We start from the raw sequence: 19,251 nt of genomic DNA on the forward strand, positions 1-19,251 counted from the left end.
CGGCCGAGCTTAGCCTCTAGCTGGCTGAGGAAGCCGGCTTGCCCCTGCACGATCTTGCTCCTCGCGGAGGCGAGGGAGAACCATGCAGCCCGATCGACCTCAGGGAAGGCCTGGTACTTTCCTGATCGCGGCGGCCATTCCATGTCGAAGGTGTTGCTCTGTACGCGGGACGCATCGATATCCTTCTGCATGGCGAAGGCGTGAACCAACTTGCCGCTCGGCTGCCGTAGTGTGTGCAGCGGGATCACCTCGCCCTCGGCGGAGAAGCCGGTTTCTTCTTCGAACTCCCGCCGCGCAGCGGTGAGCGGGTCTTCGCCGTCTCCGATCTCCCCCTTGGGAATCGACCAGGCGCCGTCATCCTTCTGCGCCCAGAACGGGCCGCCCGGGTGCACGAGCAGCACCTCGAGACGACCGGAGACCTCGCGGTACAGGAGAAGGCCGGCACTTTTCTTCGGCATGACTCACCTCGCTCTCTTCGGCACGCAGATGGCAGCATCAACGACCACTTACGTGCCAACGGTTGACGAGCGCCAAATTCTGCAAGTGACCTTTGCCGCTCCATGGTACCAGCCGTGCTGGCAACGCTTGTGGTCCTAAACGCTTCTCCTCTGCTATAATCCGCCCGCACGTACATGCTTGGATGGGCCCGATTGAGGGCGTTAGGCGCTCTGTCCCTGCCCCAGATGCGACCAAACACGTCGAAGGGTATGGCGGAAGCAGGTGCCAAACCAGGTTGCTGACTATATGGTCGCGGCTCACCCGGCTCCTGACGGTTTTTTGGGGAACGAACCGGCAGGTTTCCTTGCCGCAGCCGACCAAACTCGTCCGGGACTTCATGAAGTAGCGGCGTGTCTTTGAAGTCGATGGATACTGATGGGAGAGTCTACGCATGAGGATGGCGACCCAGGATTCAAAGTGAATGCCGCCGTCAGGAGCATGGAGAAGATCAATTCGCTCACGACCTCCAAGAACCCGATTCAGAGGGCCATCCTGGCTTGATTGTACCAGCGTCGGACTCCGCAAGAGCTTCGAGAAAGGGCTAAGATTCGACCCGCACCGGGCCATGTCCACCGACTGAGAGACTCCAAGGGAGACACAGCGCGTTCTCACCGGTGCAGCGTTCCAGCCGCTATACTGCTCGGCCATGACGCGAGACCGCGGGCCCTTTCGCGACGTTCCCTACATGGGCGTCATCTACGTCGTCGCCGAGGCGATGAAGCTCGGCTATCACGGCGACCACCCGGAGTGGTGCAACCTCGGGCAGGGGATGCCCGAGGTGGGCGTGCTGCCGGGGGCGCCGCCGCGCGCCGCGAAGATCGAGATCGAAGTGCGCGACCTGGCCTACGGGCCGGTGCCCGGCATCCCTGAGCTACGCGAGAAGGTGGCGGCGCTCTACAACCTCTGGTACCGGCGCGACCACGCCTCGCGCTATACCGCGGACAACGTCGCCATCACTGCCGGGGGCAGGCTGGCCTTGACGCGCGCCGTCTGGGCTCTCGACGCGGTGCGCCTCGGCTACTTCACGCCCGATTACACCGCTTACGAGGATCTGTTGGGCGGGGTGCCCCGGCTCGAGCCGGTGCACATCGAGCTGCCCGCAACGAATGGCTTCGCCATCGCGCCGGCGGAGCTCGAAGCGCGGGTGCGCGCGGAGAGAATCGACGCGCTCCTGATCTCCAACCCGTGCAATCCCACCGGACGCGTGATCCGCGACGACGAGCTCGAGGCTTGGGTGGCGCTGGGGCGCCGGCAGGGCACGGCGCTTCTCTTCGACGAGTTCTACTCGCACTTCGTGTGGAACGGCAGCGGCCCGGTGAGCGCGGCGCGGTTCGTCGAAGACGTCGACCGCGACCCCGTGCTCATCGTGGACGGGCTGACCAAGAGCTACCGCTATCCCGGCTGGCGCTGCGGCTGGACGCTCGGGCCGCGGGACTGGATCGAGACGCTCACTTGCTCCGGCAGCGCCCTCGACGGCGGCGCCTCGCGCTGGCAGCAGAAGGGCGCCTTGCCTCTCGTCGAGCCCGCGCACGCCGAGCGCGAAACGGAGGCGATGCGCGCCGCCTTCCGGCCGAAGCGCGATCTCATGGTGCGGCGGTTGCGCGCCATGGGAGTCGAGTTCCCCCGCGAGCCCGAGGGCACCTTCTATTGTTGGGGCTCGCTCGAGAAGCTGCCGCCGCCGTTCGACGATGGCCACTCCTTCTTCCGCCGCGCCCTCGAGGAGCGCGTCATCACCGTTCCCGGCGAGTTCTTCGACGTCAACCCGCGCAAGCACCGTCCCGGACCCTCGCGCTTGCAGCAATGGATGCGCTTCAGTTTCGGGGCTCCCATCGAAGTGGTGGAAGGCGGCCTCGATCGCCTCGAGTCGATGCTCCGGTAAGCTGCTGTTCCGGCCTGCACCGTGACCTACTTGTCATCCCCTATGGTCGATCGGATATTCCGACTGAGTGGTTCTGGCGTGGTAGCGGCCGCGCACAGGACGCGGCGAACGACCGGAGCGCCGGCCTCGAGCTCGACAGCGGCGGCAGCTTGGAGCCGGCGTTCGTGGCGTTCAGCACCCGGAGGGACCGAGATGCGAGTGAAGACCATGCGGGCGAACGTGTTCCGCGGTGTGAACCAGTTTCGCGTCGAAGAAGTCGAGCGGCCGGTGGCAGGAGTGGGGGAAGTCGTGATACGCATCACGCTCACCACAATCTGCGGCACCGACCTGCATATCGTACGTGGCGAGTACCCAGTGCGGCCGGGGCTCGTGGTCGGCCACGAGCCGGTCGGCGTCATCGAGGACATCGGGCCAGGTGTCCAGGGCTACGAGATCGGCCAGCGCGTGCTCGTGGGCGCCATCACGCCGTGCGGGCAGTGCTTTGCCTGCCTTTCCGGGCACCTGTCGCAGTGCGGACACGGTGCGGGCTTCGAGGCGATCGGCGGCTGGCGTTTCGGCAACACGATCCACGGCGCGCAGGCCGAGTACCTGCGGGTGCCATACGCGCAAGCGAACCTGGCCAAAATCCCGGAGGGCGTGAGTGACGAGCAAGTCGTCTTGCTCGCCGACATTGCTTCCACCGGGTTCAGCGGCGCCGAGTCGGGCGGCGTGAAGCTCGGCGATTCGGTGGTGGTCTTCGCGCAGGGGCCGATCGGCCTGTGCGCCACAGCCGGCGCCAAGCTCATGGGGGCGGCTCTCGTCATCGGTATCGACGGCGACGAGACCCGGCTGAAGATGGCACTCCGCATGGGCGCGGATGTCGCCTTGGATTTCCGCCACGTGGACGTCGTGGAAGAGGTGAAGCGCCTCACGGACGGCGGTGCCGACGTGGCGATCGAGGCGCTCGGGACACAGCAGACCTTCGAGAGCTCGCTCCGCAGCCTGCGCCCTGGCGGCACGCTGTCCAGCCTGGGAGTGTACTCCGGCAAACTGCAAGTTCCCTACGAGGCCTTTGCGGCCGGGCTGGGTGACCACAAGATCGTCACTACGCTTTGCCCAGGCGGCAAGGAGCGCATGCGTCGTCTGATCCGCCTCGTGCAGTCCGGCCGCTTCGACCCGCGGCCGCTCCTGACTCATTCCTTCACTCTCGACGAGATCGCCGAGGGGTACCGCGTCTTCGGTGAGCGCTTGGATGGCGTGCTCAAAGTCGCGATCCGACCCTGAGGGCTCAGCCTGGAGGCCAGGTCATGGGACGGCCGCCGAGGACGTGCAGGTGCAGGTGGAAGACGCTTTGGCCGGCGCCGGCGTTGCAGTTCGTCACCACACGGTAGCCCTCGTCGGCGATGCCACGTTCTTTGGCGAGGGCGGCCGCCAGGCGCAGCATCCGGCCGAGCAAGGCGTCGTCGCCAGGAGAGAGGTCGTTCAGCGTCGCGATGTGCCGGCGCGGGATGATGAGGAGGTGCACTGGCGCTTGGGGGTTGATGTCGGCGAAGGCGACGAGCGCATCGTCCTCGAAGACGCGCTGGTGGGGGATCTCCTTGGCAGCGATGCGACAGAAAAGACACGCCACCGCAGCCTCCGCTCGCATCAGGTCACTCGGGCAGTACTCGAGGCACGTAGATTACTCCCGTGGGCAGCGACGGGAAACTTCGTTTTGGCGCGACCCTTGTAACGTCGGCAGGTCATGGAAGGACGTGCGTCGTTTCCCGTGGCGACGCGCCTCGTCGCGTCTTCTCGCTGTCGCCGCCGGCGACGTTGGGTGTTGCCGGAGGTGGCGCCTCCCACGGCCGCAAGCCGCTCGCGTCCAAGCAGTTGCCCCGGGTGCGCCGCCCGCCGTCCGGGGCTAATGGCGCGTTGCAGGGCCCCTGCCGCCATGCTAGGCTGGCTCGGCTACATCGGGCATGCCGATCGGGGTTGGGTTGAGCCCTCGTTCGGTTTCCGCGGCGCTTCTGCGGGGCCACGATCGACGTCGACATCAAGGCGGGCAGCGGGCTTCCCCAGGGGGGAAGCATGGATGAGGTGTGTCCAAGCCAAGGAGTTTCGGGGCCATGAAGCAACCACAAGCGCCAGCCAAGAAGGATGCGAAGGGCGAGGTCAAGGACGGTCCCAGGCAGCGGGCCGACCTGGCGGTGGCGCAAATCCGCAAGCAATTCGGTGACGGCTCGATCATGCGACTCGGCGAGCGCAAGCAGCACGAGGGCGTGACCGTCATACCCACGGGCAGTCTCAGCCTGGACATCGCCCTTGGCGTGGGCGGCGTGCCGCGGGGCCGGGTCCTCGAGATCTTCGGGCCCGAAGGTTCGGGCAAGACCACGCTGGCCCAGTCCATCATCGCCAATGCCCAGCGCGCCGGCGGCATCGCCGCCTTCGTCGACGCGGAGCACGCTTTCGACGTGGTGTACTCGCGCAAGCTTGGCGTGGACGTGGACAACCTGCTGGTGTCGCAGCCCGACACGGGCGAGCAGGCCCTCGACATCGTCGAGGTCCTGGTGCGCAGCGGCGCCATCGACGTGGTGGTCATCGACTCGGTAGCGGCGCTGGTGCCGCGCGCCGAGATCGAAGGCGAGATGGGCGATTCCCACGTGGGACTGCAGGCGCGGCTCATGTCGCAGGCGTTGCGCAAGCTGGCCGGCGTGGTGAGCAAGACCAACACCTGCGTCGTCTTCATCAATCAGATCCGCATGAAGATCGGCGTCATGTTCGGCAACCCGGAGACGACGAGCGGCGGCAACGCGCTCAAGTTCTACAGCTCCGTGCGCCTCGACATCCGGCGCATCGCCAACCTCAAGGACGGCGAGAACATCGTCGGCAACCGCACCAAGGTGAAGGTGGTGAAGAACAAGGTGGCGCCGCCCTTCCGCACCGCCGAGTTCGACATCATCTATGGCGAGGGCATCAGCTTCCTGGGCGACGTCGTCGACCTGGGGGTGGCGAGCGAGGTCATCGACAAGAGCGGTACCTGGCTCACCTTCGGCGAGGACAAGATCGGTCAGGGACGGGAGCGCGCCAAGCAGTACCTGCAAGAGAATCCCAAGGCGCTGGAAACGATCGTGGCGCGCATCCGCGCGCACTATCTCCCCGCTCCTGGCAACGGCGAGGCGGCGACAACCGCTCCTGGGGCGGCCGGTACGGCGGCCGCAGCACCCGGAGCCACCACAAGCGCCACGGCCGCCGGTGCGACGGCAGCAGGTGCAGCCGCGGCGGGCGCGGCCGTAGCTGCGCGGGTCACGGTGGTGCCCGGCACACCGGCCGCTGCATCGCCTGTCCCGGTGGGAGCGGCGAGCCGAGCGCCTCACGCGGGGCCGGCTGGAGACGGCAAGGTCGAGGCGCCGCGGGGCAAACCGGAGCTGCGCGCGGTGAAGGATGAAGGCGGGAAGGACGGGGCGGGCAAACCGGTGGCGGTGAAAGCCGGCGGGCGCCCGACGCCGAGCCGCTGAAGACAAGGCATGGGGGACTGCATCCAACGTCTGTCCCCGGTTCCGGGCAAGAACACCGTGGTCGTGCATGCCGGCGGATCTCGCTTCGAGATCGCCGGCACGGCCGCGGCTGAGCTCGGTCTCGTGCCGGGGCTCGAGATTACCGAGCGCATGCGCCAAGCCCTCGTAGCCGCGGCGTCACGGCGGGAAGCGGCGGCGCGCGTGTTGCGCTGGCTCCGCGGGCGGCCGCGGACCGAACGCGACGTGCGCCGCTACCTCGAGACCCGAGGGTTTGTCGCTGAGGTGGGCGAGAGCGTCGTCGCCGAGCTCCGCAAGCAGGGGCTCGTCGACGACGCGCGTTTCGCCCAATGGTTCGTCGAGGCGCAACTGTCGCGCCGCCCCGTGGCGCTGGCCGTGCTCGAGGCGGCGCTCGCGGCGCAGGGCGTGCCGGAGCCCGAGGCCGAGGTGGCTCTCGCCGCCTGGCGCGGCCGGAGCGACGAGAAGGAGCTGGCACTGGCGGCGGCGCGCCAGCGTTTGCCTGCCTGCCGTGGCTTACCGCCGGCGAAAGCGGCGGCGCGGCTCGGGCGCTATCTGGCCGCGCGGGGCTTCGGCCTCGAAACGGTGGGCGAGGTCTGCCGCGCCCTCCTGGGCCAGGAGCCCGGCGAAGACGACGCCGGGAGCGGGCGCTCTCGTTTCGGCTAGCCGCTCATTCCCGGAGCATCGAACGTGGCACGAACCGCCCACGAGATCCGCCAGGCCTACCTGCAGTTCTTCGCCGAGCGCGGGCACACCGTGCGTCCCGGCGCCCCTCTCGTGCCCGAGGACCCCTCTTTGCTCTTCACCGTGGCCGGCATGGTGCAGTTCAAGCCGCTCTTCGCCACGCCGCCGGAGAAGCTGCCCTTCAAGCGCGCCACGACGGTGCAGAAGTGTCTGCGCGCCAACGACCTGGAGAGCGTCGGGCGGACGCTCCGCCACCACACCTTCTTCGAGATGCTGGGCAACTTCAGCTTCGGCGATTACTTCAAGGCCGAGGCCATCGAGTGGGCCTGGGACTTCACCACCCGCGTCCTCGCCATCGACCGCAGCCGCCTCTGGGTTTCGGTGTACGAGGACGACGACGAAGCGGCCAGCCTCTGGCGTCGCGTCGCCAACCTGCCCGCGGAGCGCATCGTGCGTCTCGGCAAGGCGGACAACTTCTGGGGCCCGGCGGGTGACACCGGCGCCTGCGGCCCGAGCTCGGAGCTGTACTTCGACACCGGCCGCGGCGGCTGCGGCCGGAAAGAGTGCGCGGTGGGCTGCAGCTGCGACCGCTACATCGAATTCTGGAACCTGGTGTTCCCGCAGTTCGACATGCAGGCCGGCGGCAAGCTCGTGCCTCTGGCGCATCCCGGCATCGACACTGGCATGGGGCTCGAACGCACGGCTTTCATCGCCCAAGGGGTGGCGGACAACTTCCAGTCCGACCTCTTCCGTCCGCTCATCGGGCGCATCGAGGAACTTTGCGGTGTGCCCTACCAGCGCGACGAGAGTACGCGGCTGGCGATGAACGCCATCGCCGATCACGTGCGGGCGTTGGTGTTCGCGCTCGCCGAGAACATCTATCCCTCCAACGAGGGGCGAGGCTATGTGCTGCGGCGCATCCTGCGCCGCGCCAGCGGCAAGCTGCGCCGGCTCGGCGTGGAGGAACCTTTCCTCTACAAGTTGGTGGACACCGTGGCCGGCGGCATGGCCGACGCCTATCCGGAGCTCGAGCAGGTGACGTCGCGGGTGGCGGCGCTCGTCGAGGCGGAGGAAGAACGCTTCCTCGGCACCCTCGAGGCCGGCATGTCGCGCTTCGAGGCGGCCCTGGCCGCGGCCCGCGACAGCGGCAACGTCATCCCGGGGCGCGAGGTGTTCAATCTTTACGATACGTATGGCTTTCCGCCGGAGCTGACTGCCGAGATGGCGCAGGAGCACGACGTCCGCATCGATCACGACGGTTTCCGCGCCGCCATGGAGGAACAGCGCCAGCGGGCGCGCGAACGCGCCGCCTTCCGCCCCAAGAGCGCGCCCGGGGAGCGTCCGGAGCTCGTCCTTGCCACCTCCAAGGCGACTACCTTCGTGGGCTACGAACGGGTGCGCGAGGAGTCGCCACTCGTGCTCCTGCGCTGGCGCCGCGGCGAGCGCCAGGAGGCAGAGGTGCGGTCCGGGATGGCGCTCGCCGGCGAGAGCTTCGATCTGGTTCTGGAGAGCACGCCCTTCTACGCCACTTCCGGCGGACAGGTGGCCGACAGCGGTGTCCTCACCAGCACCGATCTCATCTGGCGCGTCGCGGACGTGCGGCGCGAGGGAGCACAGATCGTGCACACCGCGGTGCTGCTGCAGCATCCCGAAGAGCTGCGCACCTGGGAGGATCTGGCCGGCTGGGTGCAAAGCCGGGGCGGACTGCGCGTACTCGCCACCGTGGAAGAGGACCTGCGCGGCGATACGGCGCGCAACCACACGGCGACGCACTTGCTCCATGCGGCCCTCAAGAAAGTGCTCGGACCGCACGTGCAGCAGGCCGGTTCCCTGGTGGCGCCGGATCGGCTGCGCTTCGATTTCAACCACTACGCGGCGTTGACGCCGGAAGAGCTGCAACACCTGGAGGCGGCGATCAACGCCCTCGTGCTCCGCAATATCCCGGTGCAGACGGACATCGAAGATTACGATCGTGCCGTGGCCCGTGGTGCGGTCGCCATGTTCGGCGAGAAGTACGAATCCCGCGTGCGGGTGGTGAGCGTCGGGGACTATTCCATGGAGCTGTGCGGTGGCACCCACGTGAGTCGGAGTGGCGACATCGGGCTCTTCGTCATCACGACGGAGGGCAGCATCGCCTCCGGCGTGCGCCGCCTCGAGGCGCTCACCGGGCGCGGCGCGCTTCGCTGGCTGGCGGCGGTGCGCGCCCGGCAGCAGAACGCGGGCCGGGCCCTCGGACTCGGCCCGGGTCAGGATGCGTCGCGCCGCATCGAGGAAATCCTCGAGGAGAATCGCCGCCTTCGGCGGCAGCTGGAAGAGACGCAGGTGCGCCTGGCGGGTGACCAATCGACGGCGTTGCTCGAGTCGGCGGTGGAGGTGAACGGCGCCCGCGTCGTTTCGGCGCGCGTCGAAGCCCCGAGCCTGGAAGCGCTGCGCGAGCTGGCCGATGCGCTGCGACGCGAGCTGCAGAGCGGCGCTGCCGTGCTCTCCACCGAGATCGAAGGAAAGATCGTCTTCCTGGCGGCGGTGACCGATGATCTGGTGCGGCGCGGCCTGCGGGCCGGGGAGTTGGTGAACCGCGTGGCGCGCATCACCGGCGGCGGCGGCGGCGGCAAGCCGCACCTCGCCCAAGCCGGCGGGCGCGACCGGAGCCGCTGGCAGGAAGCCCTCGACGCGGTGGTGCCGCTCGTGCGTTCCATGCTCTGATGCGGGTTCGGGTGAGTGCATCGCCGACGGGCGACGGCAGCGAAACTTGGAGTGCGTCGCCGACGGGCGACGACAGGGGGTAGAAGGATGGGGAGATCGCGTTCCTGGATCGTGCTCGGCGCCGTTTCTCTTCTTGCCCTCGGGGCGAGCCGGGGAGCGGCGCAGTTGCCGCCTGGCCGCGAGGAACCCCGCGAGACGACGCCGGCCCGGCCGACGCTCCCGACGACCACCGTAGCGCCCCAGCCCTCACGCTATTTCAGCGTCGAAGCCCACGAGATCGCCGTCGATCCCGCCACTTACATTCTCGGACCCCAGGACGTTCTGGCCTTCATGCTGCTCCTCGGCGAAGTGAAGCTCGAGCGCTTGCCGGTGCTGCCCGAGGGCGTCGTTCTCGTCCCCGGTGTGGGCGCGGTGCCGGCGGCGGGACGGACGCTGAAGGAGTTCCGCGAGGCCTTGCGCCAAGCGCTCTCCAAGCGTTACCGCGATTTCGAGGTGTATTGCTACCTGGCCGAAGCCCGGCAATTCCGCGTCAACGTCACCGGCGAGGTGCGCGAACCGGGAACACTGGTGGCGCGGGCTTATGAACGTGTTTCCGAACTGATCGAGCGCGCCGGCGGCTTCACCGATGCGGCCTCCCGCCGGCGCATCGAGATCCGGGACCCGAGCGGCGGTGTGCGCACCCTGGTGGATCTGGACGCCTACTACCGGCGCGGCGAAGGCGCGGCCAACCCGCATCTGGCGCCGGGGGAAGCGGTGTTCGTGCCGGTGCGGCAGCGGCGCGTCGACATCGTGGGCGCTGTGGCCCGGCCCGGCGCCTACGAATCGTTACCGGGCGAGAGCCTGCGCGCCCTCCTCGAGGTCGCCGGCGGTCCCATGCCGCAGGCGGATCTCGCCGAGGTGAGCGTGGACCGCATGGATGCGCAAGGTGTCGTGCGCGTCGAGCTCATGGACCTGACCGGGAACTCGCCGACGGCCGACGACGTGGTGCGCCTCTCGGTGCGCTCGTCGTTGCTCGGGAAGGCACGCGTCTTCGTCACCTTGCCCGATGGTCGCCGGGAGACGCTCTATCTTTCCGACCGCGAGACCCTCCGCACCCTGGTGCCGCGGGTGGTGCAGATCGACCCCAATACGGCGCTGCACGATGCCACCCTTGCCAGCCGCGATTCCACCGGCAAGCAAGAAGAGGTGCACGTCGACCTGGCCCAGGTGCTGTCCGGAGCCCAGGATCATCCGGTGCACGACGGCGACGTGTTCTCTGTCTCGGGCGTGCGTGACTACGTCTACGTGAGCGGCATGGTGGCCCAGCCTGGCCGGTTCCCCTATCGGGCCGACTGGGAAGTGAACGACTACATCGGTCAGGCAGGGGGCACGGCGCCCGGAGGCAACCGCGACCACGTCACCATCCTGAGCGCCGACGGCAATCCGCGCAGCGGCAAGCGGGGCAGCGACGTCGGACGGGGCGAGACCGTCCACGTCAACCGCAGCACCGGGAGCAAGATGGTTGCCGCCCTCGGGGTGTTGACCTCGGTGTCGGCGCTGGTGATCTCCGTGGTGGCGCTCACCACGCAGTAAGCTTGCTGGAGCCCTTGGGAGGGACGGCGATCAAAGCACTCATCCTGAGCGGCGGCAAGGGCACGCGCCTGCGCCCGATCACTCACACGAGCGCCAAGCAGCTGGTGCCGGTGGCGAACCGGCCCATCCTCTTCTATGGGCTCGACGCCATGCGCGAAGCGGGCATCACCGAGGTCGGCATCGTCGTCGGTGACACGCACCAGGAAATCGAGGGCGCCGTCGGCGACGGCTCGGCCTTCGGCTTGCGGGTGCAGTACATCCAGCAGGAGGCGCCCCTCGGCCTGGCCCATGCCGTCAAGATCGCGCAGCCGTACTTGCAAGACTCTCCCTTCGTCATGTACCTCGGCGACAATCTGGTGCGCGACGGGATCCGCGACTTCGTGCGCGAATTCCAGGAGCAGCGCTGCGACGCCCAGATCCTCCTCGCTCACGTGGGCAACCCGAGCGCCTTCGGCGTCGCCGAACTGGACGCGCGCGGGCAGGTGCTGCGGCTGGAGGAGAAGCCGCAGAAGCCGAAGAGCGACCTGGCCCTCGTCGGCGTCTACATGTTCAACGCCACCGTCTTCGCGGCGGTGCACGCCATCCGCCCCAGCGCCCGTGGCGAGCTGGAGATCACCGATGCCATCCAGCACCTGGTCGATCACGGGCGCAGCGTGCGCGCCCACGTCATACAGGGTTGGTGGAAGGACACGGGGAAGCTGGAGGATCTGCTCGAGGCCAATCGTCTGGTGCTCACGGGTCTGCAGCGCCGGGTGGAAGGCAAGGTGGATGGAGCCTCCACGGTCGAGGGGCACGTGGTCATCGAGGCGGGAGCGCAGGTGGAAGCGAGCGTGCTGCGCGGGCCCTTGATCCTCGGTGCCGGCACGGTGGTGCGCAAGAGCTACATCGGTCCGTTCACGTCCATCGCCGGCTCCTGTCTCATCGAAGACAGTGAGATCGAGCACAGCATCGTCCTCGAGGCGGCGCAGATCGTGGGCATCGGGGCGCGCATCGAGAGCAGCTTGGTGGGGCGCAACGTACGCTTGCTGCGCGGCGCCGTCCGGCCGAAGGCCTACAAGTTCATGGTGGGAGACAACAGCGAGATTCAGCTCGCGTGAGGAGCGCTCGTGGTCGCGCCAGGCAGAACGCCGCCCGCGCCCGGGGCGCGGCTTCGCGTCGCCGTCACCGGGGCGGCGGGCATGTTGGGCAGCGCTGTCGTCGAAGAGTGCCGGAGCGCTCACGAGGTGCTGCCCCTCCGGCGCAGTGACTGCGATCTCGCCGACGCATCCTCCACCCACACCCATCTCGCCGCCCTCGCTCCCGATGTCGTGGTGCATTGCGCCGCCTGGACCGACGTGGATGGCTGCGAGGGCGACCCGGAACGAGCCTGGAGGGACAATGCCGTCGCCACGGAGAACGTGGTCCGGGCGGTGACGGCGGCTCGGGCACGACTCCTTCTCATCAGTACCGACTACGTTTTCGATGGCGCCCTACAGCGTCCTTACCGCGAAGACGACGAAACCGCACCGATCAACGTCTACGGTCGTAGCAAGCGTGCCGCCGAGGAGCATGTGCTCGCCATGGGAGCACCGGGATGCATCGTGCGCACCAGCTGGGTCTTCGGTCCGGGGGGACGCCATTTCGTCCGCACCATGGCGCGGCTGCTGCGTACGCAGGAGGAAGTCCGCGTGGTCGACGACCAGGTGGGCTCTCCCACGTATACCCTCGACCTGGCCGCTGCTCTCCGGCGTCTGCTGGAAGCGCGAGCGTCGGGTCTCTTCCATGTGACCAACACGGGCCAATGCTCGTGGTACGAGTTCGCCGCCGCCATCGCCGTGGCGCTGCGATTTGCAGGCCGCGTGCGTTCCTGTCGCAGCGACGAGTTCCCGCGGCCGGCACGGCGGCCGCGGAACTCCGTCCTCGACAACGGCCGCTACCTGCGCCAGGGTCTGCCGGCGCTCCGGCACTGGCAGGAGGCACTGCAGGCCTACCTCGCCGCCCGCCCGGACGAAGTGGCCGCGGGCTAGAGCCACGGGTTAAAGTCGCGGGCAAGGGTCGAAGGCCCCGCGGGCCAGGAGAGGTGCATGCAGCGCACGCGGACAGAAGTGCAACCCACATCGGGCGCCTCCACGACGGCGGGAGCGCCGCGTTTCGGCGAGGCGCCGCCCCCGGAACTCGCGGGAGCGGTGCCCAGCAGGCTGCGGATCCGCAACACCACCCTCGTCCTTCCGAGCATCCTCCTCGCCGGGGATCTGCTCATGCTGGAGAGTGCTTTCCTCTCCGTCTATTGGGCGCGGTTCCTCTCCGGCTGGTTCGCCGTCCCCAAGGGCGTCCCGGATCTCGCCATCTATCTTCTCGGTTCTCTCGGGATGCTGCTCGTTTTCCTCGTCATCTTCCATGCCCACGGCATGTACGACCTGCGCCGCCGCCCGACCTTCGCCGACGACATCACCGGGCTCGCCCGCAGCGTCATCACGGCGACTCTTTTTCTCGTGGCCATCGCCTTCTTCTACCGCGGCTATTCCTTCTCGCGTTCCTTCGCCCTCGGTTTCATGGCGACGAGCTACGTCGCCCTGGTGGCCGGGCGTCTCTTCGCGCGCTACTTGCACCTCCTGGCCCGCGCCCACGGCGTCGGCCTGGAGCGTGTCGCCGTTCTAGGGCGCAACGCCGCGCAAGAACGCCTACTGCGGGCCCTGCGGCAGCGACCCGGTTTGGGGATGGAAGTGGCCGGCGAGATCCTCCTCGCCGACGACGAACCGGGGCGCTTGCCCGCTCTCGGGCGTCTGGCGCAGGTGGAGCAAGTGGTGGAGCGACACCACCTGGACGGCATCCTGGTGACGCTGCCACTCCGGGAAGTCGAGCGCTTCCTGCCGCTCCTCGAAGCGCTCGCCGATTCGCAGGTGCGCGTGACCTTCGTCCCGGACCTGCAGGATCTGCGCGCCACCAACCTGCGGCTGCAATCGGTCGCGGGGCTTCCTTTCCTCGAGCTGCGGCAGGTGACACTCACCGGCATCCATCGCGTCTTCAAACGCGCCTTCGATCTCGTGGTGGCGGGACTGTTCTGCGTGCTCGGGGCGCCCCTCATGCTGGGCATCGCCCTCGTCGTGCGCCTCACCTCGCCGGGGCCCGTGCTCTTCCGGCAGCAGCGCGTCGGCCGGGATGGGACGGTCTTCCAGATGCTGAAGTTCCGCACCATGCGGCAGGACGCGGAAAGCCACACGGGCCCTGTCTTCGCCCGTGCCGGCGACCCGCGCACCACGCCGGCGGGACGGTGGCTGCGCCGGCTCAGCCTGGACGAGCTGCCGCAGCTCTACAACGTGCTCCGCGGCGAGATGAGCCTGGTGGGGCCGCGGCCGGAACGTCCTGTCTTCGTGGAGGAGTTTCGCAGCGCCATTCCGCGCTACTTCGAACGCCACAAGGTGCGGTGCGGCATCACCGGCTGGGCGCAGGTGAACGGCTTGCGGGGCGACACGCCCCTGGAAGAGCGCACGCTCTACGACATCTATTACCTGGAGAACTGGTCCTTGGCGCTGGATGTGAAGATCCTGGCGCTGACGTTGCGCTCGGTGCTCTCCCGGCGCAACGCTTACTGAGCAGGAGAACCGCGGTGTCTCAGGCCCACGAGCTGCTGCCCCTGGTGCGCAAGAAGGTGGGGAACTTCCTCTACCCCTACGGCAGCTTTCCCGACGAGGACTACGAGCAGCTGGAAGGGTACGAATCGGACTACTTCACCGCCGAGGACGACGACGCTCCCGGCGATCGCTATCGCGCCGTGATCGTGGTCAGCGCCGAGAAACTGATCCCGCTCTTCCTGGATCTGTGCCAGCTCCTGCCCGAGCGCGTGCACGTCGTGCTGGAGCGGGCTTCCGAGGACATCTACACCGAGCGCGACGTCTTCTTGAGCGAATCCGAAGTCACCCGGGAGCAGTTCATCGAGGTCTTCAAAGCTTACGATTTCATCTTCACCGAGGATGGCATGCTCGGTCTCGGCGCCTTCGGTCGCGACGATCCGGTGGAAGTGTTCCTGGCGGACCACAAGGAGCTGGTGGTGTTCGCTCCCGATCTGGGCCCGGTGCGGGCGCTCCTCGAGAAGCACGGGCTGCAGCCGCGCAAGCTGGAGTACTACTACGAGCGCTCGCACACGCACCTGGCGCTGACCCAGTACCGCGGTCTGCGTGGAACGCAATACGATTACCTGAGCGTTGCGGACATGCTCCGCCACGTCTTCGGCCTCAGCCTGCAGCTCGACGAGGACCAGAACCTCGACGACGAGGGTCGGCCGCTGGGGCTCGTGCCCTGGCGCGCCATCGCCACGGTAGCGCCGAAGCGACGCGCTCGCTCCGGGCGCCGGCAGAACCCGAGCTACGTACAGGAGTTCTTCCTCAGCGCCTCCAGCCGAAGTGAGGCGCGGGCGCTCGTGGAGAAGCAGCTCGAGGCCGACAGCTTCGTGCTGCAAAGCCTGGAAGAGCTCTTCCGCATCGATGTGCACGAGCTGCCCAGCGAGCTCCGGCCTGCAGGCACCGCCCTGGAGCACCCCGGCATCTGGTACGCCGGCGAGAGGACTGCCACCGACGTCCACTGGCACTGAAGTGGCTGTCGCGTGAACTCGCCTGACAAAAGGAGAGTAAGGTCGCCGGCGAGTTCGGCCGCCCACACAGAGCCGCAACCCTTGCGCATGGTGGAATCACCATTGTCAATCACACCACCGCGCCGGTTGTTTGATTGCTGAGACCGCTGGGCGTAGGTTCCAAGCAGAAGAGTGATCCCGTTGTTCGGCGGTTGATCCCATGAACGCTACGCCGGCGGCGGAGCGAGTCCCGTGGTCTCGCGTAAGGCAAGTCTTCCGCTGATGCGATGCCGCATCGCTGTTGCAACAGTGGCTCTCTCGGCGCTGGCGCCGCTCGGCGGGCGTTCTTCCCGCTGCGGTGCGCCGGCCCGATCACGGTGGCGGTGGAGACGAATTCGCCGTGGGACACGCGTTTCCCTCTCACGTCGAGGTCGTTCCCCTGGGCCGAAGTCCGGGCGACTATCACGTTTGTCAAGACCTTCCCGGGTACGTCGTGATGATCGTGTACGGGCACTACGGCGACTTGTGCGGCGCTTGGGATGAGGTCGGGCCCATCGACATCACGCCCATCGTCCCCATCGGGACGCTCTACGCCCTGCGGCTGTACTCCTTCGGTCGCCCTGGTGGCTACAGCCCGGCAGTCGACTGCATCCGGGTGACGGGCAGGAAATGCGCGCCGTCGGTTGACTGGTTCTGATCTCACCTGCTGTTAGGCTGCCCCTTTACGCCGACGAATGCCACGAACGTGAGTGACGTAGCTTCGCAGTACGGCATTCATTCGCGACTGGTAGCGAGGTCCGGCGGCCTTGAACCATGCCAGCACGTCCTCGTCGACGCGAAGCGAGATCGCCCGCTTCGCGACGGGTGCTACGACCGTAGCTTCGGACCAGAAATCGTCCGGCAAATCTACCAATTCCGGTGGCGACGTGCGCAAGATCTCCGAGTCACTCATGCGCCGCAGTCGTCCGAGATCAGCCTTGCCGCGACTTGGCCGCTTGCGATTACGTGACGCGGTGCTCATATACCTGCCTCTCCTGTCGGCTGCTGCGCCGAGCCGAAATGATCCGACGCACAAGCTCGCCGTCGGCCCGGACTCGGTCGGTAAAAACAACCGTGAGATGCAGCCCGTCAGCAACGCCTATGGCAATGAACCGGCGCTCGCCATAATCCCACCGTCGATCCTCGCGAACCAGTGCCGGCCCGTCGAAGATGAGTGTCGCAAACGCGAAATCGAAACCACGTTTGCGAAGGTTGAGCGTGTTCTTGGCTGCGTCCCACGTGAACCGCACACCCTAGAATATACACTTGTATATACTTCCCGTCAAGCAGCCTAGCTGTGTTGGCGCCAAGTCTCGAAGAGGTGCTCGAGCTCGGCGCGCATGCGCTCAGCGTAGAGCGGGCGGTCGAAGCGGAGCGCCTGGCGCTGGAGCACTTCGGGAGCGAAGCGGCTGTCGTCGAAGCGCCGCAGCACCTCCGCCCAGGCCTCTGGATCCTCGGAGAGCACGAGAACGCCCGTTTCACCGTCCACGACCGTCTCGAGCGCGCCACCTTCGGCGCGGGCGATGACCGGGCGCCCGGAAGCCATGACCTCGACCGGGGTGATGCCGAAGTCTTCGACGCCGGGGAAGAGGAGGGCGCGGCAGCGGGCGAAGAGGCGGGGAAGTTCCGTGTCGCTCTGCCACGGGAGGAAGGTGACGTCGGCGCCGCGGGCCTGTTGCTGCAGGCGCTTCCGGTCAGGGCCGTCGCCGGCAACGACGAGGGGGACGCCAGCCCTACGGCAGGCTTCGACCGCGAGATCGGCGCGTTTGTAACCCGAGAGCGCCCCGACGACGAGGAAACTTGTCCTATCCGCCTGTGGCTCCGGGGCGAAGCGGGAGCAATCCACCGGCGGGTGGATCACGGTGGCGTCGCGGCTGTAGGTGCGGCGGAGGCGCTGGCGCACGTTCTCGGAGTTGGCGACGAAGTGGTGCACCCGCGCGGCGCTGCGCACGTCCCAACGCTGGAGCGGCCCGCGGGCCAGCTTGGCGGCGAGTCGCGTCATGCCGCGGGCGCGCCCGGGGCCGAAGTAGTCGTCGAAGCGATCCCACACGTAGCGCATCGGGGTGTGGCAGTAGCAGACGTGCAGCGCCCCGGGCGGCGGCACCACACCCTTGGCGACGCAATGACTGGTGGAGACGACGAGGTCGTAGTCGCGGAGACGCAATCCTTCCACCGCCCGCGGGAAGAGCGGCAGGTAACGACGGTAGCCGCGCGCTGCACCCGGCAGCCGCTGGATGAAGCTGGTGCGGATGCGATGGCGCTCGATGGTGGGGGAGACGCTGCCGCGGACGTGGAGCAGGGTGAAGAGATCGGCGCGAGGGAAGAGCTCGCAGAGCACCTCGAGGCACTTCTCGCCGCCCCGCATCCCCGTCAGCCAGTCGTGCACGAGGGCGACGCGGGTCCGCTCCAGGGCCAACGTTCCCGCGGCTGCTGCGGTGGTCGGGCCCGCTGCGGGGATCCGACCGTTCACGGGCCGGCCTGGACGCCGAGGCTCTGCAGCTCGGCCTGCACGGTGCCGCGGATCTCCGCGAGCGCATCGTCACTGTCGGCCTCGAAGCGGAGCACCAGGATGGGCTGGGTGTTGGAGGCGCGCACCAGTGCCCAGCCGCGGGGGAAGAGAATGCGCACGCCATCCACGTCGATCGTCGGGTGCTTCGGGCGGAAGTGCGCCGCCACCGCTTCGACGATGCGGAACTTGTCCTCGTCGCTGGAATCCACCCGGATCTCCGGCGTGGAGACGAACTGCGGCAGATCGGCGAGGAGAGCGCTCAGGGGGCGGTCCGCTGCGGCCAGGATTTCCAGCGCCCGGCAGGCGGCGTAGATGCCGTCGTCGAAGCCGTAATAGCGATCGGCGAAGAACATGTGACCGCTCATCTCGCCGCCGAGCACGGCGCCGGTCTCGCTCATGCGGGACATGATGTGGGGATAGCCGGTGCGCCACATCTCCGGCCGGCCGCCGAGGCGGCGCACCTCGTCGACGAGCGCCTGGCTGCACTTGACGTCGAAGACCACCGCCGCTCCAGGCCGTTGCGGCAGGATGGCGCGGGCGAAGAGGACGAGGAGCTGGTCGCCGAAGAGGAGCCGACCGTTTTCGTCCACCAGGCCGACGCGGTCCGCATCGCCGTCGAAACCGATGCCGGCGGCAGCACCGGTCTTGCGCACCGCGGCGGCGAGATCGGCCATGTACTCGGGCACCGTGGGGTCGGCGACATGGTGTGGGAAGCGCCCATCGGGCTCGCAGTACAGCGGTTCGAGCCGGCAGCCCAGCGCTTCCAGCAGGCGAGGGGCGATGACACCGGCAGTGCCGTTGCCGCAATCCACCGCCACGTGCATCTGTCGACGCAAGCGGACGTCGCCGTGAATGCGCTTGCCGTAGTCGTCCAGGATCGGGCGCTGCTCGCGGGCGCCGCGGCCGGAAGCAAAGCGCCCCTCTTGCGCCACCTTCCAGATCTCCTGGAGGTCCGCGCCGAAAATCGCCCGCGTCCGGGTACGGCTCTTGAGGCCGTTGAACTGGGGCGGATTGTGGCTCGCGGTGACGACGAGGCCGCCGTCGGCGGCGAGCGTCTCGACCGCGTAGTTGAGCACCGGAGTGGGCACGAGTCCGATGTCGATGACGTCGCAGCCCGTGGAGAGCAGACCCTGCATTAGCGCCGCCAAGTACTCCTCGGAAGAGAGTCTCATGTCCCGGGCGGCGACGAGGCGGCGCAGGTCGCGGGCGCGGTAGTAGGTGCCGAAGGCGCGGCCGAGCGTTTCCATCGCCCCCGCGTCCAGGTCCACGCCGGCCACACCGCGGATGTCGTACTCGCGGAAAGTGTTGCGATTCAAGGGTCCCCCGCTCT

General features: G+C 67.9%; 16 protein-coding genes and 1 pseudogene. 11 read left to right on the top strand and 6 right to left on the bottom strand.

What is annotated here, in order from left to right; genetic code table 11:
* Positions 1-458, bottom strand: a 458-nt coding sequence (locus VFE28_07945) for an NUDIX domain-containing protein (GenBank protein HZM15918.1), incomplete at its 3' end; no start/stop codon positions are given.
* A 686-nt stretch (positions 459-1,144) separates the two neighbouring features.
* Here VFE28_07945 and VFE28_07950 point away from each other — a divergent pair.
* Positions 1,145-2,377: a pyridoxal phosphate-dependent aminotransferase gene (locus VFE28_07950; protein ID HZM15919.1), complete on the top strand. Its 1,233-nt coding sequence runs from the start codon at positions 1,145-1,147 to the stop codon at positions 2,375-2,377.
* Positions 2,378-2,584: 207 nt separating this feature from the next.
* Positions 2,585-3,640, top strand: coding sequence for an alcohol dehydrogenase catalytic domain-containing protein (locus VFE28_07955; protein HZM15920.1), 1,056 nt, complete (start codon positions 2,585-2,587; stop codon positions 3,638-3,640).
* 4 nt (positions 3,641-3,644) lie between these two features.
* Here VFE28_07955 and VFE28_07960 read toward each other — a convergent pair whose 3' ends face one another.
* Complete coding sequence (locus VFE28_07960; GenBank protein ID HZM15921.1) at positions 3,645-3,986, bottom strand: histidine triad nucleotide-binding protein; 342 nt, start codon at positions 3,984-3,986, stop codon at positions 3,645-3,647.
* A gap of 478 nt (positions 3,987-4,464) precedes the next feature.
* On the opposite strand from VFE28_07960, the pseudogene recA reads away from it, so the two are divergent.
* The 9 genes and pseudogenes from recA to VFE28_08005 all read left to right on the top strand — a co-directional run bounded on the left by recA (position 4,465) and on the right by VFE28_08005 (position 16,070).
* Positions 4,465-5,478, top strand: a pseudogene (gene recA, locus VFE28_07965) (recombinase RecA).
* A gap of 384 nt (positions 5,479-5,862) precedes the next feature.
* Positions 5,863-6,534 (top strand): regulatory protein RecX, encoded by a 672-nt coding sequence (locus VFE28_07970; protein ID HZM15922.1) that lies wholly within the window; start codon positions 5,863-5,865, stop codon positions 6,532-6,534.
* A 24-nt stretch (positions 6,535-6,558) separates the two neighbouring features.
* On the top strand, positions 6,559-9,255 hold the full coding sequence (gene alaS, locus VFE28_07975) for an alanine--tRNA ligase (GenBank protein HZM15923.1): 2,697 nt from the start codon (positions 6,559-6,561) through the stop codon (positions 9,253-9,255).
* A gap of 87 nt (positions 9,256-9,342) precedes the next feature.
* A complete protein-coding gene (locus VFE28_07980) occupies positions 9,343-10,827 on the top strand; it encodes an SLBB domain-containing protein (GenBank protein HZM15924.1) in 1,485 nt (494 codons plus the stop codon).
* A gap of 29 nt (positions 10,828-10,856) precedes the next feature.
* Positions 10,857-11,924 (top strand): glucose-1-phosphate thymidylyltransferase, encoded by a 1,068-nt coding sequence (locus tag VFE28_07985; protein HZM15925.1) that lies wholly within the window; start codon positions 10,857-10,859, stop codon positions 11,922-11,924.
* 9 nt (positions 11,925-11,933) lie between these two features.
* Complete coding sequence (gene rfbD, locus VFE28_07990; GenBank protein HZM15926.1) at positions 11,934-12,833, top strand: dTDP-4-dehydrorhamnose reductase; 900 nt, start codon at positions 11,934-11,936, stop codon at positions 12,831-12,833.
* 57 nt (positions 12,834-12,890) lie between these two features.
* Positions 12,891-14,399: an undecaprenyl-phosphate glucose phosphotransferase gene (locus tag VFE28_07995; protein HZM15927.1), complete on the top strand. Its 1,509-nt coding sequence runs from the start codon at positions 12,891-12,893 to the stop codon at positions 14,397-14,399.
* 14 nt (positions 14,400-14,413) lie between these two features.
* The gene (locus VFE28_08000) at positions 14,414-15,394 is read left to right on the top strand and encodes a hypothetical protein (protein ID HZM15928.1); all 981 of its coding nucleotides are present in this window, start codon (positions 14,414-14,416) and stop codon (positions 15,392-15,394) included.
* A gap of 472 nt (positions 15,395-15,866) precedes the next feature.
* Positions 15,867-16,070 (top strand): hypothetical protein, encoded by a 204-nt coding sequence (locus VFE28_08005; GenBank protein HZM15929.1) that lies wholly within the window; start codon positions 15,867-15,869, stop codon positions 16,068-16,070.
* A 12-nt stretch (positions 16,071-16,082) separates the two neighbouring features.
* Here the strand turns inward: VFE28_08005 and VFE28_08010 are convergent, their stop codons facing one another.
* From VFE28_08010 to VFE28_08025, 4 genes are read right to left on the bottom strand one after another with little or no spacing between them, the layout of a single operon-like run.
* Entirely contained in the window at positions 16,083-16,394 is a 312-nt protein-coding gene (locus VFE28_08010; GenBank protein HZM15930.1) for a BrnA antitoxin family protein, read from the bottom strand.
* On the bottom strand, positions 16,375-16,662 hold the full coding sequence (locus tag VFE28_08015; protein HZM15931.1) for a BrnT family toxin: 288 nt from the start codon (positions 16,660-16,662) through the stop codon (positions 16,375-16,377). Before VFE28_08015 ends, VFE28_08010 begins: the two co-directional genes overlap by 20 nt.
* 41 nt (positions 16,663-16,703) lie before the next feature.
* Positions 16,704-17,882, bottom strand: a complete 1,179-nt coding sequence (locus VFE28_08020; GenBank protein ID HZM15932.1) for a glycosyltransferase — start codon at positions 17,880-17,882, stop codon at positions 16,704-16,706.
* Complete coding sequence (locus tag VFE28_08025) at positions 17,879-19,237, bottom strand: phosphomannomutase/phosphoglucomutase (protein HZM15933.1); 1,359 nt, start codon at positions 19,235-19,237, stop codon at positions 17,879-17,881. The genes VFE28_08020 and VFE28_08025 overlap by 4 nt, the downstream gene beginning before the upstream one ends.
* Positions 19,238-19,251: the final 14 nt, after the last annotated feature.

The sequence above is a fragment of the Candidatus Krumholzibacteriia bacterium genome (assembly GCA_035649275.1).
GTDB lineage: Bacteria > Krumholzibacteriota > Krumholzibacteriia.

Coding starts and splice junctions, on each gene's coding strand:
- VFE28_07950 (HZM15919.1), top strand. CDS start 1,145: ATGACGCGAGACCGCGGGCCCTTTCGCGACGTTCCCTACATGGGCGTC.
- VFE28_07955 (HZM15920.1), top strand. CDS start 2,585: ATGCGGGCGAACGTGTTCCGCGGTGTGAACCAGTTTCGCGTCGAAGAA.
- VFE28_07970 (HZM15922.1), top strand. CDS start 5,863: ATGGGGGACTGCATCCAACGTCTGTCCCCGGTTCCGGGCAAGAACACC.
- VFE28_07980 (HZM15924.1), top strand. CDS start 9,343: ATGGGGAGATCGCGTTCCTGGATCGTGCTCGGCGCCGTTTCTCTTCTT.
- VFE28_07995 (HZM15927.1), top strand. CDS start 12,891: ATGCAGCGCACGCGGACAGAAGTGCAACCCACATCGGGCGCCTCCACG.
- VFE28_08010 (HZM15930.1), bottom strand. CDS start 16,394: ATGAGCACCGCGTCACGTAATCGCAAGCGGCCAAGTCGCGGCAAGGCT.